Below are 16,314 nucleotides of genomic sequence, written 5' to 3'. Positions count from 1 at the left end.
GGACGTGCGCGCACTTGTTTTCCGGGTTGCTGGCGTGATCGCCCTTGCCGCAACCACCTCCGGCTGCCTTGTCGGCCCCGACTATTCGCGTCCCTCCGTCGAGACGCCCCTCGGCTTCAAGCAGGGCGGCACGCGAGAGGACAGCCTCGCCTACGTCCAGGCGCAGAAGGGCTGGCGCCCGGCGAGCCCGAACGACGCGGCCGATCGCGGCGACTGGTGGCGCGTCTTCAAGGACCCGACTCTCGATCGCCTGATCCGCTCCATCGACGTGGACAATCAGAACCTGCGCGCCCAGATCGCGGTCTACGATCAGGCCCGCGCCCTCGTGGCGCAGGCCCGCGCCGCCTTGTTTCCCACGGTGATCGGCGCACCGAGCATCGTCCGCTCCCGGGCGCTCGGCGCCGAGCGCACCACCGTCTCCCTCCAGGGGCAGGCGAGCTGGGAGCTCGACCTGTTCGGCGGCATCCGCCGGCAGATCGAGAGCGACGTCGCCTCGGCCCAGGCCTCGGCTGCCGACCTCGCGCTGGTCCGTCTCAGCCTCCAGGCGGAACTGGCGACGAACTATCTCCAGCTCCGCTACCAGGATGCGCTCAAGCGCGTGCTGGAGGAGAACGTCGAGGGCTTCAAGCGCAGCCTCGCCATTGCCGAGAACCAGTACGCGGCCGGCGTGGCGGCGCGCTCCGACGTCATCACCGCGCAGACCCAGCTTCAGACGACGCAGGCCTCGCTGATCGCCGTCGATCTCCAGCGGGCGACCTTCGAGCACGCGGTGGCGATCCTCACAGGGCGTCCGCCCTCCGAGGTCAGCCTCGCCTTCGCGCCGCTGCCGGTGCGCCCGCCCGCGGTGCCCGTCGGCATCCCGTCGGACCTCCTGGAGCGTCGTCCCGACGTGGCCGGGGCCGAACGGCTGGTGCAGGCGCAGAGCGAGCAGATCGGCGTGGCCGTCTCCGCCTTCTACCCCACCGTCACCCTCTCGGCCTCGGGCGGCATCTCGGGGGCGACCAGCAACGGCGTGTTCTCGGCGGTCAACCGCGTCTGGTCGATCGGCGCCTCGGGCAGCCAGGTCTTCTTCGACGGCGGCGCCCGCGGAGCGGTGCTGCAGGCGGCGCGGGCGGCCTACGAGGCGGCGGTGGCCAATTACCGCCAGACCGTGCTGACCGCCTTCGGCGAGGTCGAGAACGGGCTGGCCGGGGTGCGCATCCTCGCCCGGCAGCAGGCCAAGCAGGACGAGGCGGTGGCCTCGGCCCGCCGCGCGGTCGAGATCGCGCTGAACGAGTACCGGGCCGGCACGCAGAACTACACCACCGTGGTCACGGCCCAGGCGCTGCTCATCAACAACGAGATCACCGCCCTGCAGGTGCGGCTCACCCGCTTCACCACCGCCGTGGCGCTGATCCGCGCGCTCGGCGGCGGCTGGGACGCCCGCGCCCTCCCGACCGGCGAGGAGCTGAAGGGGCCGCGCCTGCCGATCGACCGGGGCACGGCCCTCCGCACCGACGAGTAGGATCGCGCTCGCTCAGGCTCGATCCATCGTCGCGAGGCGGAGCCGCAGCAATCCAGCGCGCCGCGACAACCAGAGAAGGCGCGCAGCTAAATCGCTTCGCTCACGCTCGCGATGACGGGGAGAGCGGGCTTCGGACGTGTGAGCGCGCACGATCACGGTCGGCCGCCCCGCGATCCCGGAACATGGGCCGCCCGGTGCTGTTGAAACGGCGTTTCCCGCGGTCAGGCTTCGGCCCCGGCCGTCAGCTCCGGATCAGTCATGCCCGACGCCTGCGTCCACGATACGCCCGACACGCCGCAGGCCCCGCCCTGCACCCTCGTGGTGTTCGGTGCCGGCGGCGACCTCACCAAGCGGCTGCTGATGCCGGCCCTCTATAATCTCGCCGGCGGCGGTCTCCTGGCGGATGGCTTCTCCGTGCTCGGCGTCGATCACAACCCCCTGACCGACCAGGGCTGGCGCGACGATCTCAGCGCGACGATGGAATCCTTCACCAAGGATACCTCGGCCGAGTTCCACGCCAAGAGCATCGAGCCGAAGGCCTGGGACTTCGTGCGGGACCGCCTGCACGTCACGCAAGGCGACTTCACCGACGAGGCGACCTACCGCGCGCTCGCCGGGCGCTTGAAGGGCAACGTCGTGTTCTATCTGGCGGTGGCGGCCCGCTTCTTCGGCCCCGTGGTCGAGGGGCTGGGCCGGGCGGGTCTGCTGAAGGAAGCGGAGGGCGCCTTCCGCCGCGTCATCATCGAGAAGCCGTTCGGCTCGGATCTCGAATCCGCCCGCGCCCTGAACAAGACGATCCTGGCCCAGGCCGAGGAGAGCCAGTTCTACCGGATCGACCACTTCATGGGGAAGGAGACGGTCCAGAGCCTCCTGGCGATCCGCTTCGCCAACCGGATGCTGGAGCCGATCTGGCGGCATGAGCACATCGATCATGTCGAGATCACCGCCGCCGAGACGATCGGCGTCGAGGAGCGCGGCCGCTTCTACGAGCCGACGGGCGCGCTGCGCGACATGGTGCCCAACCACCTGTTCCAGCTTCTCTGCATGGCGGCGATGGAGCCGCCCGACAGCTTCGACGCCGAGGACGTGCGCGGCGAGAAGTCCAAGCTGGTCCAGGCGATCCGCCCCATGACCCCCGAGAACGCTGTGCGCGGCCAGTACCGGGCGGGCAAGGAGGGGGGCAGCGACGTGGCCGCCTATCGCGACGAGTCGAACGTGGACGAAGCCTCGCACACCGAAACCTACGTCGCCCTGAAGCTCGAGATCGGGAACGAGCGCTGGGCCGGGGTGCCGTTCTACCTGCGCACCGGCAAGCGCCTGGCCGGCCGGCGCACGGAGATCGCGGTGCAGTTCAAGCCGCCGTCCTTCCCGCTCTTCCAGGGCAAGGACGCTCCCAAACTCGACGCGAACGTGATGCGGCTTCGCATCGACCCGGAGCCGGGCTCCGCCACCCGCCTGAACGTGAAGCGCCCGGGCCCGCAGATGCATCTCGCCGCGATCGAGACGGGTTTCCGCTACGGCGATTTCTTCGATCCGGCCCCGACCGTCGGCTACGAGACGCTGCTCTACGATTGCATGAGGGGCGACACGACCCTGTTCCAGCGCGCCGACACCATCGAAGCGGCCTGGGCCGCCGTGGATCCGCTGCTCAAAGCCTGGAAGGACGCACCCGTGGCGCCCTACGCGGCGGGCAGCGAGGGACCGAAGGCGGCGGACGACTTGCTGGCCCGCGACGGCCGGGCGTGGCTGCCGCTCGGGGACGCGTGATCCGGTTTCGGTTGATCGCTTCGGTCGCTTCCTTCGTCCTTGCGAGGCGAAGCCGTGGCAAGCCAGGGCTCCGCACTCTCCGGAGTAGTCGCGCTCCGGGTCGCTTCGGCTTCGCCTCGCGGTGACGGTGCGGGGGGCGCCCCCTCTCCCGCCTGCGGGGAAAGGGGGGAAGCGGGTGTATGTGTCTCAGCCCGCCTGCGTCTCCAGCTCGCGCAGGATCGCGTCGCCCATCTCGCTGGTGCTGACGGCGGTCTGGCCTTCGCCGGCGATGTCGCGGGTGCGGGTGCCCGAGGCGAGCGTGCGGGTGATCGCGCCCTCCACGAGGTCGGCGGCCTCGCCGAGTCCGAAGGAGTAGCGCAGGCACATGGCGAGCGAGCCGATCATCGCGATGGGGTTGGCAAAACCCTTGCCGGCGATGTCGGGAGCCGAGCCGTGGACCGGCTCGTAGAGCGCCTTGCGGGTGCCGCGCGCGTCCACCGCGCCGAGCGAGGCCGAGGGCAGCATGCCGAGCGAGCCGGTCAGCATCGCCGCCACGTCCGAGAGCACGTCGCCGAACAGGTTGTCGGTCACGAGCACGTCGAACTGCTTGGGGCGCCGCACCAGCTGCATGGCGCAATTGTCGGCGAGCACGTGCTCCAGCTCGACCTCGGCGTAGTGCTCGGCATGCACGCGCGTGACGACTTCCTTCCAGAGGACGCCGGTCTTCATCACGTTGTTCTTCTCGGCCGAGGCGACCCGGCCGGAGCGCTTGCGGGCGAGGTCGAAGGCCACGTGCGCGATCCGCTCGATCTCGGCGGTGGTGTAGACCTGTGTGTCGACCGCCCGCTTCGAGCCGTCCTGGAGCGTGGTGATCTCCTTCGGCTCGCCGAAATAGACGCCACCGGTCAGCTCGCGCACGATCATGATGTCGAGGCCCTCGACCAGCTCGCGCTTGAGGGCAGAGGCGTCCGCGAGCGCCGGGTAGCAGATCGCCGGGCGCAGGTTGGCGAACAGGCCGAGATCCTTGCGCAGGCGCAGGAGGCCCGCCTCGGGGCGGATGTCGTAGGCCACGCCGTTCCATTTCGGCCCGCCGACGGCACCGAGCAGGATCGCGTCCGCCGCGTCGGCCCGGGTCAGCGTCTCGTCCGCGAGCGGCTTGCCGTGCACGTCGATGGCCGCGCCGCCGACGAGGTCGCGCTCCATCTCGAAGGAGGCGAGACCGGCACGACCGAGCCAGCCGACGACCTTCTCCACCTCGGCCATCACCTCGGGGCCGATGCCGTCGCCGGGCAGGAGCAGAAGCTTGTAGGTGGTCATCGGGCTGCCTCCGGGATGATCGCGCGCGGTCTCGCGCGCGGATGCGGCGCGTCGCTGATCGCGCCCGCGGCTCTATCGGGGCGGATGGGCGGCTGCAAGCCCACGGATCCCCGTGAGGTTCGCCCTCAGCCCGTCCGCTTGGAGGAGCGGAACGGGCGCAGCATCCAGGCCATGCGCCCGACCTCGTCCTCCTCCGGGCGTCGGCCAGGGCGCGACGGCTTGGCGGAGGCGGCGGTGCCGATCTCGTGCACGATCTGCCCCAGCAGGGGGGGCAGCTCCTGGCCGTACTCGTCGAGCAGGAGGGCGGCCTCCATGAGCGCGCGGATCTGGTCGTCGGGAATCGGACGGCTCATGATCTGCGCATCGAGCGCCTGATCGGCCAGCAGCGTCGCGAGGCGGGAGACCTCCGACAGGCCGGCGGGTGGTGCTGAGAGACCGCTACTCATCGATGAATGCCCTCTCGATCGATCGAACGCGCAGGCTAGTCCCCGTTGGTGAGCCAATCCTTTCACCAGGATCATGCCCTTGACGAAGATCAAGGTTCGCGGGTCGCGATCGGTTCGATCGCGTGGGGGAAGCCGTGCGCGACTGCTTCCGCAAGCGTGGCCGCCGCGCTAAGGTTCCGCCGTGTATCGGACGCGCCCTTCCCAAACCCCTGTCGCCGCCGGATGCGGTGTCCCGAGGCCCGGAGCCGGCCGGTCGGCGCGCGCCCTCGCGGGCGGCGTGCTGCTCCTGGCGGCGATGGCCGGACCCTCCGAAGCCGGCGCGCCCCGTGCGGGCAGCAGCACCTGCTACGTCACCGGCGGGGGCGCGCTCGAAATCTGCCGCTCGTCGAACGAGGCCGAGGGCGTCTACGCCGTCCCGCCGCCCTGCCGCTTCGTCCACGACGTGCAGATCCTGCGCCTCAAGGACACCGGCCCGCCCGGTCCGCTCCAAGTGATCTACCGGGCCGAGCCGCCCCGCCGCGAAGGACGGCGCGGCGAGCAGAACTGCCCGCCGGACTTGCGGGCCACCGACGCTACGGCGGGCGGCGCCGTCCGCATCGGCCGGCAGGTCGAGGCCCTGGCCACCACGCTGCCGCTCGCCGATCCGCGCTTCTGGAACGAGGGTCGGGCCGGGGCCGGCCCGGGTGCCGCCCGGGCGGCGCAGGCCGCGTCCCCGCGCCGCCGCAGCCGGGCAAGCCGCCAGGCGCGGCGGGAGGCCCGGCGCGCGGAGCGAGAGGCGGGCGAGCGGGGCAAGATGACCTTCCAGCCCCAGAACGTCGCGCCGGAGAACGACCCTTCCGGCAGCGCCATGATGGTGGCCGGGCGCGACTGGGCGGGTGACCCCTATTACGCCATCCTCACCACGGCGACGGAGCCCGCGCCGGAGGGGCATCGCCGGGTTCTGGTGCAGGCGCGGACCTACGACTTCCAGGGGCTCGACCTGCGCGTGGAGTCCGATCCCGGCACGGAGTGGAAGCCCTTCGGCGCCCCGCCTGAAGCGGAGGGCCGGCGCCGAGGCCGCGGCCGGCCGGAGGCGCAGAAGCCCGCGCCGGTGCTCGACGAAACCGGCAAGCCCATCGTCGGCAACTGTGCCGCCCCGGGCCTGGAGGCCCGCGGCCTGACCGGCTCGATCGCCATGGTCGATCGTACCTACCACTACTTCTACACCGACGTGCTGCCCTCCGATTGCAGCGCGGCACCGGCCAAGCGGCGCATGGGGCTCTACCTGCGCACGAGCCGCGACCCCCTGGCCGAGCGCGCATGGTCGGCGCCCGTCACGCTGATCGAGGGCCTGCCGGCCGACACCAACATGCGGGTGGCCAAGGCGCGGGGCATGGACCGCTGGGCGGTGGCCTATTCCTGCGCGCGACCGGTCACCGCCTCGGGCGGTCCGGTCGCCGACATCTGCCTTCACTACACCGCCGACCTCTCGCCCGGCAGCATCACCGCCCTGTCGCTCTACGCCGAGCCCGTCGCGGCGGGCCATTCGAGTGCCTATCTCGGCCTGCGCTCCGGCGGCGACGCCCTCGGGCGCTTCACCCGCGACGGCTTCGGCTGGATGACGGACCGCTACGGCAATCTCGACGCCCCCGCGATCTATCCCGACAAGGGCGGTTTCCTGACCTGGCTCGACCGACGGGCCCCGCGCGTCGACGGCAGCGACGCCTCCTCCCTCTACGGCCGCCCGGTCTTCTGGGCGACCTGGACGGTGCAGCCGCGCCCCGCCGCGCCCTGACGCATCGGCCATTTCGCGAGTCGCTGCACAACGAGGTGGGCGCTGCGTGGGACGATGGAGCCGGCCTGCCGCGTTGACAGGGCATGATGCTGTCCTCGGGAGGCGCGCATGACGGTTGCGAAACTCGAAGCTCTGGCCGAGCGGCGCGGGGCCGACGTGCTGGTCGAGGTCTTGCGCAGCGAGGGCGTGGCCTACGTCTTCGGCAATCCGGGTACCACCGAACTGCCCCTCATCGACGCGCTGACGGATGCCACCGACATCGCCTACGTTCTGGCCCTGCAGGAGGCCAGCGCCGTCGCCATGGCGGACGGCTATGCCCAGGCCGCGCGCCGGCCGGGCTTCCTCAACCTGCACACGGCCGGCGGCCTCGGCCACGGCATGGGCAACCTGCTCAACGCCCAGATCTCCGGCACGCCGCTGGTCGTCACTGCGGGGCAGCAGGATTCCCGCCACGTCGTCACCGATCCGCTGCTCTTCGGCGACCTCGTCACCCTCGCCGGCCCCACCGTGAAATGGGCCCGCGAGGTCACGCATGCCGACCAGTTACCCGTGCTCCTGCGCCGCGCCTTCCATGATTGCGCCGCCGCGCCCTCCGGCCCGGTCTTCCTGTCGCTGCCGATGGACGTGATGGAGGAAAGGACCGCCGCGCCGCTGGGCGAGATCTCCACCATCGACCACCGCGCCGTGGCCGGCTCCCTCGACCGGCTCGTGGAGCATCTTGCGGCCATCGCTCCCGGCCGCCTCGCCTTGATCGCGGGCGACGAGGTCGAGGCCAGCGACGCCTCGGCCCAGGCGGTGCGGCTCGCCGACCTCCTGGCCGCACCCGTCTACGGCTCGTCCTGGCCGGCCCACATCCCGTTCCCGACCGCCCACCCGCTCTGGATGGGCAACCTGCCGACCAAGGCGAGCGGCATCGCGGAGATCCTGGGCCGCTACGACGCTGTCTTCGCGCTGGGCGGCAAGTCGCTGATCACGGTGCTCTACACGGAGGGCTCGGCGGTGCCGCCGGGCACCGAAGTGTTTCAGCTCTCGGTCGATGCCCGCGATCTCGGCCGCACCTACGCCACGCATCTCTCGACCGTCGGCGACATTCGCGCCTCCCTCGACGCGTTGCTGCCGCTGCTGGAGGCCCGTCTCGCGCCGCGGGCCGAGGCCTATGCCCGGCTTCGGATGGAGGCGGTCGCGGCCTACGACGCGCGCCGGGCGGCTCTGGCGGAGCGGGCGCAGGCCGCCTTCGCCGATCCGGTGATCCATCCCCTTGTCGCCGCCTGGGAGATCGCCCGGGCTGTCGGCTCGGACATCGCCATCATAGACGAGGCGCCCGCCACGCTGGGGCACCTGCGCACGATCCTGCACAGCACCTGGACGCGGCAATATTCGTCCATCCGCGGCGGCGTGCTGGGCTGGGGCATGCCGGCCTCGGTCGGCTTCTCGCTCGGCCTCGACCGGGCGCCTGTGGTCTGCATCGTCGGCGACGGGGCGGCGATGTACTCGCCCCAGGCGCTGTGGACCGCCGCCCACGAGGGGCTGCCGATCACCTTCGTGGTGATCAACAACGCCGAGTACAACATCCTCAAGCAATTCATGAAATCGCAGACGCACTACGCCTCCGTGCGCGCCGACCGCTTCATCGCCATGGATCTCACCGAGCCCCGCATCGACTTTCCGGCGCTGGCCGCCTCCATGGGCGTGCCGTCGCGGCGGATCGAGCGCGCCGGAGACATTGCCGGAGCGATCGAGGCGGGCATCCGCTCCGGCGGTCCGAACCTCGTGGAGGTGGTCGTCAGCGCGACATGAGCGACGTTTCCGTTCCGCGGCCGATGCCGCCCACCCTCGTCTTCGACACGGATTGCGTGCTCTGCGCGACGAGCGTGCGCTTCGTGCTGGCGCATGAGCGCGACGACCGGCTGCACTTCGTCGGCGCGTGGTCCCCGGACGGGCTCGCCCTGGCCGCGGCTCACGGCTTCACCGCCGAGGATCTGAACGGGACCTTCCTGTTCGTGCAGGACGGCCGGGCGCTGACCCACTCGGATGCCGGCCTCGCTCTGGCGCGCCACCTGCGGGCGCCCTGGCGCTGGCTGGGGCTGTTCGGCTTCATCCCGAAGCGGCCGCGCGATGCCGTCTACGCGTATGTCGCGCGGCGCCGCTATCGCTGGTTCGGTCAGCGCGTCGATTGCGCCCGAGTGCCGCCGACGCAGCGACACCGCTTCCACGGCGTACGGCCGGCGGAAACCCAGCCAACCTGACCGATCGACACCGGATCACACCATCTCCGGGCGATCACGTTCGGATTTTGCCGAACTCCGTCATCGCGAGCGGATGCGAAGCGATCCAGGGCGCGACTTCTCCGGAGCGTGCGGAGCCCTGGATTGCCACGGCTTCGCATCGCAAGGACGAAGCGTCGACGACGTCATCGTCCGGACGCCGCTTCGGCGCCCGTCGGCCTTCCCCACCTCCAAGACGAGGCAGCGGAGGGGCCCCATCGAAGAGCCCTTGGAGCGAAATCAGGCCTTGCGGGCGACCGTGAAGCGGGCGGCGTCCTTCAGCACCTGTGCCCGCGCGCCCCAGGGAGCGACCGCTTCCTCGCACAGGGCGACCAGCCGGTCGCATTCGGCCCGCGCGCCATCGAGACCGAGGCGGTCGACGAGCGTGGCCTTGCCCGCGTCCTTGTCCTTGCCCGTGGCCTTGCCCATCGCCTCCGGCGACGCCTCGCGGTCGAGGATGTCGTCGGCGACCTGGAAGGCCTGACCCAAGGCCTTGCCGTAGCTCAGGAGAGCCGCGCGCTCCTCGGCGCTCGCCCCGCCGACCAGCGCGCCGGCCTCCACCGAGAAGGCGAGGATCGCCCCGGTCTTCATCGCCTGCATGCGCAGGGTGTCGTCGATATCCATGCTGGCGGGGCCGAACCGCCCTTCGGCCGAGAGGTCGAGAAGCTGGCCGCCGACCATGCCGCCGAGGCCGGAGGCCCGGGCCAGACCGAGCACGAGTTCCGCCCGGATCGCCGGATCGGGCTGCCAGCGCGGATCGGCGGTGACCTCGAAGGCGAGCGTCTGGAGCGCGTCGCCGACGAGAATCGCGGTGGCCTCGTCGTAGGCCTTGTGGACGGTGGGCTTGCCGCGGCGCAGGTCGTCGTCGTCCATGGCCGGCAGGTCGTCGTGGACGAGGCTGTAGCAGTGGACGAGCTCGACGCCCGCGCCGGCCGCCAGCGCCGCATCCTCGGCGCCGCCGAGCATCCGCGCGGTCTCGATGGCGAGGAAGGGCCGCAGGCGCTTGCCGCCGCCGAGCACGGCGTGGCGCATCGCCTCCATCAGGCGCGGCGGCCGGGCGATCTCGCCGGCCTGGAGGTTCGGCCCGAGCAGATCCACGAGGAAGGTCTCGACGGTGTCGGCGACCTGAGCGAGCCTGTGGGTAAAGTCACCCGTATACGCGTCCGCCTTGACCGAGGGGTGGGGAGCCTGCGTTGAGGTCATCGGGACTGGCCTGGATCGGGGAGGGGCGGACGCGAGGTGGCGGTGCCGGAGGACAGCGAAGCCGGTTGGCGCGGGCGCGACTTGCGAAGGGTCTCCCCATCGCGGAAAGCCGTTCCGGCGCGCCGGTTCGGGTTGCGGCGGGCCGCCACCCTGATCACCCTCGCGCCCGTTGCGGTTCTCGTCGTCACGCTCACGTTGGCGCTCGTCTATAGCGTGGTGACCCCGCCCTCAACCCTGATGCTGGGCCGATGGTTGACGCTCCAGGGCGTGCAGCGCGAGAGCGTGCCTCTGGAGGCGATCGCGCCGGCCCTGGTCCAGGCGGTGATGGCATCCGAGGATCAGCGCTTCTGCCTGCATAACGGCGTCGATTGGGGGGCGCTGCGCGAGGTGGTGGACGACGAGGAGGGGCCGAGCCGCGGCGCCTCCACCATCACCATGCAGACGGTCAAGAACGTCTTCCTCTGGCCCGGCCGCTCCTACATCCGGAAAGGTCTGGAAATTCCGCTCGCGGTGATGGCCGACGCGCTCTGGGGCAAGCGCCGCACGCTGGAGATCTACCTCAACGTGGCCGAGTGGGGGGAGGGGATCTTCGGGGCCGAGGCCGCCGCCCGCCACTGGTTCCGCAAGAGTGCCCGAGACCTGACCCGGGGCGAGGCCGCGCTGCTGGCCGCCGTGCTGCCGAACCCGATCCTGCGCAGCGCCGGCAAGCCGACGCGCGGCGTGCGGGCGATCGCGGCGCGCATCCAGGCCCGGATGGGGCAGGTCGATGGGCTGATGGGTTGCCTGAAGCGGTGAGGCCTCAGCCCTTCTCCGCCTCGCAGAGCCGCGTCACGGCGCGCTCGTAGGCCTTGGCATCGAACTTTCGCAGGGAGTTCTCGCTCTGGTAGCGCACGCTGCCGAAGACCTTGCGGGTTTGCCAGGGGCGGTCGTGCAGGCCGAAGATCCAGGCCACGTTGGTGAAGGAGTTCGCGTCGCGCCCGTCGAGAAAATAGCGGTTGTTGAGCCGAAGCGTCCGGGCGAAGGCCTCTTCCGGCGAGGGCGACCATTCGAGGATCTTCTTGCCCCAGTACATGCGCAGTTGGTTGTGCATGTAGCCGGTCTCCCGCATCTCGCGCATGGCCACGTTCCAATAGTGGTCGTGGGTCTGCCCCTCCGCCAACTCCTCCTCCGAGTAGAGGTGCGGGCGCGGGTCGTCGGCGTGCTCGGCCAGGGTCTTGCGCGCCCATTCGGGCACCGCGCGGGCGTAATCGTCGTATCCTTCCGTTCGGAAGACGTGGTTCATCGCCAATTCGCGCCGGACGATCAGCTCCTCGAGATAGGCCGAGCGGTCGTCGCGGTCGCCGGTCTTGGCGTCACGGATCGCCAGGGCGATCTCCACCGGCGAGATCTGCCCGAAATGCAGGTAGGGGCTCATATGCGAGGCGGCGGCCGCCTCCGGCTTGTTGCGGCCGGCGCCGTAGCCCGCAAAGCCGTCCTTCAGGAAGCGGTCGAAGCGCCGCCGCGCCTCGGTGTAGCCCCCGCCGAAACGCTTCACCGGGCCGACCACCCTGTCGAGCGTCAGCTTGGCCAGGAGTGCGTCCGGGTCCGAGACATCGAGACCGCCCTTGAGCCGCAAATCCGTCGCGGGATGCGCCACCTTGCGGATCGTCAGCGGCTCCAGGAAGTCGTCCCAGAGCTTCTGCAGCTTCGGCCGCAGGGTGCGCGCGGCGTATTCGTGCTTGGGCGAGGCGGTCTCGACCGGCACCACGACGTCGCCCTCGACCTGGACGATCCGGCAGGGCGCGCCCTTCACGATCTCCTCGTACCAGCGCCGCTGGATCGCGAGGTAACCGCGGTCGAGCACCAGCAGGGCGGCTTTGCCCGAGAGATCGACCGCCACCTCCGCAGGGGTCGCCCGGCGCAGGTGGAAGCCGATGCCGCGCTTCGACAATCCCGCCGCCGCATCCGCCAATCCCTGCAGCAGGAAGGCGTAGTGGCGGGCATTGGCCTCGGGAAAGCCGTTCGCGCCGTCGAGCAGGCCGAAGCAGACGAGGACTGGCAGGCCCAGGCGGTTGGCCTCCTCCACCGCCAGTTCCAGCGCCGGATTGAAGGCGATCCGCATCGATTGCTGCATCAGGTAGAGGACGTACCCGGCCTCGTCGCGGGCCGGGACATCGTGCAGCACGCGGATGCGGCCGGTCTGAATCGCCATACTCGCTTCTGTCCCTCTCTTGCCCGGTCATGCTCCGACCGCGCGCGACCCGAATCAGGCACACCCGTCCGCGCAACGCGATATGCATTGCGCGCTAGCGATGTGGTGCGATCTCCGGCTCGCCGGGGGCCGAATGCACCAGTGCGCGAAAGGTTGCGGCGCAATCCGATCGATGCCTCTGCACAGAGTGCCCCACCGCGCTGGCCCGGCAGGATTCGCGAGACGATCGAGGATCATAGCCGATGCGAAGACAGTGCCGGCGCCGATCTCTATTCAGCGGGGAGGTAGATTACAGATGACCTATCTGTGAAACTGCCTGCGACATTTTGGAGACAGGGCCTGACAGACGTGCGGGGCGCACCCGCAAAGCCGAATATTGCCGGCTGCCGGTCTTGCAAAAATCCGGCGTCGGATCATTTTGTGCATTGCGGGAACGCAGACGGCGTCTGCCTCCCGCTGCCCTCCTTGGGCGTTTCCTCCCTAGACTTCGGGCCGCTCGCAAGGGCGGCTTTTTTTTGCCCGCTCGCCGGCGCTACCCACGGGCGCGGGCGCGGATCATGAAGTTGTCGTAGGTGTATTCCGCGACCTGGAACCAGAGGTATTCCTCATTCCGGAAGGTCCTCATCGCGTCGTAGATCCGTTTGAAGTCCGGGTTCTTCGACGAGAGATCCGCGTAGACCTCGTTGGCCGCTTTCAGGGCCGCCTCCATCACGTCCTGCGGGAAGGGGCGAAGCTGGGCCCCGCCCGAGACGAGCCGGCGCAGGGCCTGCGGGTTCCGCGCATCGTAGCGGGCCTGCACGTCGGCGTTCACCTGGGCCGCGGCGGCCTGCAGGATCGCGCGGTAGGTCTTGGGCAGGCCCTTCCAGGCCTCCGCGTTGATCCAGAAATGCAGGAGCGCGCCGCCCTCCCAGAAGCCGGGATAGTGGTAGATCGGCGCGACCTTCTGCAGCCCGAGCTTCTCGTCGTCGTGCGGACCGATCCACTCGGCCGCATCGAGCGCCTTGCTCTCCAGGGCGCCGTAGATCTCCGGTCCGGGCGTCGCCTGCACTGCCGCGCCGAGCTTGGCCATCACCGTGGCACCGAGGCCCCCGATGCGCAGCTTCAATCCCTGGAGGTCGTTGACCGTCTTGATCTCCTTGCGGAACCAGCCGCCCATCTGCGCGCCGGTATTGCCGCCCGGGAGCGCGACGAGTGCCTGCTTGGAGAAGATCTCGGCGAAGAGTTCCGAGGCGCCGCCCTGGAGCCACCACGCGTTCTGCCCCCGGGCGTTGAGCCCGAAGGGCATGGCCGTTGCCAGCGCGAAGGCAGAGTTCTTGGCCATGCCGACGCTGGCCGGCGCGTGACCCATCTCGACCTTGGCAGCGCCCACCGCATCGAGCAGGCCGTCGGCGGGGGCAGCCTCGCCCGCGGCCGAGACCTGGATCTGGAAGCGGCCGTCGGTCGCCTCGGCCACCGCCTTGGCGAGACTCTCGGAGGCTCCGAACAGGATGTCGAGATTGCGCGCATAAGCCGAGGACAGGCGCCAGCGCAGCTCCGGCGCGCCCTGCTGGGCGCGGGCGGGGGAGGTCAGCGTCGCGGCGCCGAGGCCCGCGGCGAGCAGGGCGCGCCGCTGCAGGGTCTTTGACATGGGTCTCCCGGCTCGTCCCGTGGCCAACGGCCGTCTGGCGGCCGGCCCGTGCCATACACGCGATCGACGGCAAGCGGAAACCGCGTTCACGGCCTGTATTCGAGCGGTCGCCTCCCACGGCGGGCCGTGATACCAAGCGCCCCGTGAAGACCGAAAACCTCAGCCTCCATACCGTCTGCGGCCTCGACGAGCTCGTCGAGCATCGGGCGGCCGGCGTCAGCCACGTCCTGTCGATCCTCGATCCCGACCGGGCCGACCCCGAGGCGTTCGGCAGCTACGGCACGCACCAGCGCACCGTCCTGCGCTTCCACGATGCGATCGAGCCGGCGCCGGGCGTGATCCTGCCCGAGCGCGAGGATGTCGAGACGATCCTGAGCTTCGGCCGCGCGGCGGCGGCCGATGGCGGGGAGGTCCACATCCTCGTCCATTGCCATGTCGGCATCTCGCGCTCGACCGCGGCGCTGGCGAGCCTTTTCGCGCAGGCCGAGCCGGAGACGCCCGCCGAGACTTTGATTGCCCGCCTGCACGAGCAGCGGGAGAAGGCGTGGCCGAACGCGCGAATGATCGCCTTCGCCGACGAGATCCTCGGCCGGCAGGGCAGCCTGAGCGAGGCCGTACGGCGCCTGCACGCGCTGCAGCTTCGCAAGCGCCCGCATCTCGATCAGGTGATGCGCGATCTCGGCCGTGGAGCGGAGGTCGACGCGGCGCTCCGGGGCTGACGCGGCGCGCCGTCCGGCCCGGTTGATCGGTCAGTTCGCCTTGGCCGGCGTGAAATTGCCGTCGCGCCAGACGTAGAGCACGTAGCCCTGAGCGGTGATGTCGCCCTTGGCGTCGAAGCCGACGGGACCCAGCACCAGATCGAAGCGCTCGCCGCGCAGCGCCTTGGCGATCGCGGCAGGGTCCGTGCTGTGGGCGAAGTTGCCCGCTTCCACCAGCGCCTGGAGTGCGGCGTAGCCGTAGATCATCGAGCCGTCCGCCTCGACGCCCTGCGCTTTGAAGGCGTTGACCACGCCCTGCGCCTCGGGCTTGCGGCTCGGGTCGAGATAGAAGGTCATCAGAACGCCGTTGCTCGCCGACCCCGCGATCTTGGCGAAGTCCGATGTGGCGATGGCGGAGGTGCCGAACCATTGCGGGCGGAAGCCCCGCTCGGCCGCGATGCGCACGAGTCGGCCCATCTCCTGCGCGTCCCCGCCGTAATAGACCACGTCGATCCCCGCCGCCTTCAGCCGGTCGGCCAGGGCCGCGGCGTCGGCGTCGCTCGGCTGAAAGGCGGTGGCGAGCGCCTCGTTCACGCCGATGCGGTTCAAATTGTCCTTGGTCGCCGCCGCGAGCGCCCGCGAGGCCGGGGAGAGGTCGCTCAGGATCGCGATCTTCCGGTCGCGGAAGCGCTCGGCGAGGATCGCGGCGGAGAGCTTGGCCTGATCGTCGTCCCGGCCGCAGACCCGGAAGATCGTCGGCAGGCCGCGATCGGTGAGCCGCGCGGCGACCGAGGCCGCGGTGATCATGACGATGCCGTTGGCCGCGTAGACCTCGGAGGCCGCGAGCGAGGCGTTTGAGCAGACATGGCCGACCACGAGCCGGACGCCGGAATGGACGTAGTGGTTGGCGACCGCGGTGGCCTGATTCGAGTCGCACGAATCGTCCTGCACGTCGAGAACGATGGGTTCGCCGTTGATGCCGCCCCGGGCGTTGGCGTCCTTGGCCGCGGCCTCGACGCCGCGCAGAACCTGCTCCCCGACGGTGACGTAGGGGCCGGTGCGCGGCACGGCGACGCCGACCCTGACATCCGCCGCGGCCGGCGCGGCCGAGAGGAGCCCGGCGAGCAGCGCGAGAGAGGCCGGACCGAGGGCGAAGGAGCGTCGGACGGTCATAGCGCCTCTTTTTCAGCCCGCCGCCCCGTTGCCAAGTCCTGGGCTGACACCTGCGCCCAGACTTGAACGGTCCGAGCCTCCGCCGCCATCAGGACAAAGGTCCTGTCGCGCCGAAGCCGGCGCGACCCTGCGGCCATCGGTGGAGCCGGCCGTTCCTCCCTATGGAACGATGCGGGCGGGGCCGTTGGCAAGTCGCGATCTCGGTCTAGCGGGGGAGAATCGTACGGGACGACGATCCTATCGTGCGACGGAGTAGAGGGAGGCGCCGGAGGCGATCGGAGCGGCCACGGTGGAGAACACGCCGAGCACCTTGCCCACCTCGGCGAACGGCGCGCTCGACACGTAGACGAGGTCGCGGTTGCGCATGCGGA

General features: G+C 70.5%; 13 protein-coding genes and 1 pseudogene. 7 read left to right on the top strand and 7 right to left on the bottom strand.

The window, feature by feature from the left end:
- Positions 1-4: 4 nt before the first annotated feature.
- Both BY998_RS16485 and zwf read left to right on the top strand, forming a co-directional pair.
- On the top strand, positions 5-1,504 hold the full coding sequence (locus BY998_RS16485; RefSeq protein ID WP_110352701.1) for an efflux transporter outer membrane subunit: 1,500 nt from the start codon (positions 5-7) through the stop codon (positions 1,502-1,504).
- 258 nt (positions 1,505-1,762) lie between these two features.
- On the top strand, positions 1,763-3,271 hold the full coding sequence (zwf, locus tag BY998_RS16480; RefSeq protein ID WP_110352700.1) for a glucose-6-phosphate dehydrogenase: 1,509 nt from the start codon (positions 1,763-1,765) through the stop codon (positions 3,269-3,271).
- A gap of 186 nt (positions 3,272-3,457) precedes the next feature.
- Here the strand turns inward: zwf and leuB are convergent, their stop codons facing one another.
- Positions 3,458-4,567: a 3-isopropylmalate dehydrogenase gene (gene leuB, locus BY998_RS16475; protein ID WP_110352699.1), complete on the bottom strand. Its 1,110-nt coding sequence runs from the start codon at positions 4,565-4,567 to the stop codon at positions 3,458-3,460.
- 125 nt (positions 4,568-4,692) lie between these two features.
- Positions 4,693-5,013 (bottom strand): hypothetical protein, encoded by a 321-nt coding sequence (locus BY998_RS16470; RefSeq protein WP_110352698.1) that lies wholly within the window; start codon positions 5,011-5,013, stop codon positions 4,693-4,695.
- 295 nt (positions 5,014-5,308) lie between these two features.
- Here BY998_RS16470 and BY998_RS16465 point away from each other — a divergent pair, with 295 nt between their 5' ends.
- The 3 genes from BY998_RS16465 (at position 5,309) to BY998_RS16455 (ending at position 9,033) form a co-directional block, all read left to right on the top strand.
- Positions 5,309-6,787: a hypothetical protein gene (locus tag BY998_RS16465; protein WP_110352770.1), complete on the top strand. Its 1,479-nt coding sequence runs from the start codon at positions 5,309-5,311 to the stop codon at positions 6,785-6,787.
- Between the two features lie 108 nt (positions 6,788-6,895).
- Positions 6,896-8,584 (top strand): thiamine pyrophosphate-binding protein, encoded by a 1,689-nt coding sequence (locus BY998_RS16460; RefSeq protein ID WP_110352697.1) that lies wholly within the window; start codon positions 6,896-6,898, stop codon positions 8,582-8,584.
- Complete coding sequence (locus BY998_RS16455) at positions 8,581-9,033, top strand: DCC1-like thiol-disulfide oxidoreductase family protein (RefSeq protein ID WP_245421621.1); 453 nt, start codon at positions 8,581-8,583, stop codon at positions 9,031-9,033. Before BY998_RS16460 ends, BY998_RS16455 begins: the two co-directional genes overlap by 4 nt.
- Positions 9,034-9,291: 258 nt before the next feature.
- Here the strand turns inward: BY998_RS16455 and BY998_RS16450 are convergent, their stop codons facing one another.
- Positions 9,292-10,254 (bottom strand): polyprenyl synthetase family protein, encoded by a 963-nt coding sequence (locus tag BY998_RS16450; RefSeq protein WP_110352696.1) that lies wholly within the window; start codon positions 10,252-10,254, stop codon positions 9,292-9,294.
- A gap of 36 nt (positions 10,255-10,290) precedes the next feature.
- Here BY998_RS16450 and mtgA point away from each other — a divergent pair, with 36 nt between their 5' ends.
- Positions 10,291-11,049: a monofunctional biosynthetic peptidoglycan transglycosylase gene (gene mtgA, locus BY998_RS16445; protein WP_110352695.1), complete on the top strand. Its 759-nt coding sequence runs from the start codon at positions 10,291-10,293 to the stop codon at positions 11,047-11,049.
- A gap of 4 nt (positions 11,050-11,053) precedes the next feature.
- Here mtgA and BY998_RS16440 read toward each other — a convergent pair whose 3' ends face one another.
- Both BY998_RS16440 and dctP read right to left on the bottom strand, forming a co-directional pair.
- Positions 11,054-12,445, bottom strand: a complete 1,392-nt coding sequence (locus BY998_RS16440) for a deoxyribodipyrimidine photo-lyase (protein WP_110352694.1) — start codon at positions 12,443-12,445, stop codon at positions 11,054-11,056.
- A 532-nt stretch (positions 12,446-12,977) separates the two neighbouring features.
- Positions 12,978-14,072, bottom strand: coding sequence for a TRAP transporter substrate-binding protein DctP (dctP, locus tag BY998_RS16435; RefSeq protein WP_110352693.1), 1,095 nt, complete (start codon positions 14,070-14,072; stop codon positions 12,978-12,980).
- Between the two features lie 143 nt (positions 14,073-14,215).
- Between dctP and BY998_RS16430 the strand changes: the two genes are divergently transcribed.
- A complete protein-coding gene (locus tag BY998_RS16430) occupies positions 14,216-14,791 on the top strand; it encodes a protein-tyrosine-phosphatase (protein ID WP_110352692.1) in 576 nt (191 codons plus the stop codon).
- A 30-nt stretch (positions 14,792-14,821) separates the two neighbouring features.
- Here the strand turns inward: BY998_RS16430 and BY998_RS16425 are convergent, their stop codons facing one another.
- Both BY998_RS16425 and BY998_RS24785 read right to left on the bottom strand, forming a co-directional pair.
- Positions 14,822-15,943, bottom strand: a complete 1,122-nt coding sequence (locus BY998_RS16425; RefSeq protein ID WP_110352691.1) for a branched-chain amino acid ABC transporter substrate-binding protein — start codon at positions 15,941-15,943, stop codon at positions 14,822-14,824.
- 237 nt (positions 15,944-16,180) lie between these two features.
- Positions 16,181-16,314, bottom strand: a pseudogene (locus BY998_RS24785) (sugar transporter); the annotation flags it as partial.

This window comes from Methylobacterium sp. B4 (assembly GCF_003201865.1).
Taxonomy (GTDB): Bacteria; Pseudomonadota; Alphaproteobacteria; order Rhizobiales; family Beijerinckiaceae; genus Methylobacterium.
This window is presented reverse-complemented; position numbering and strand designations above follow the sequence as displayed.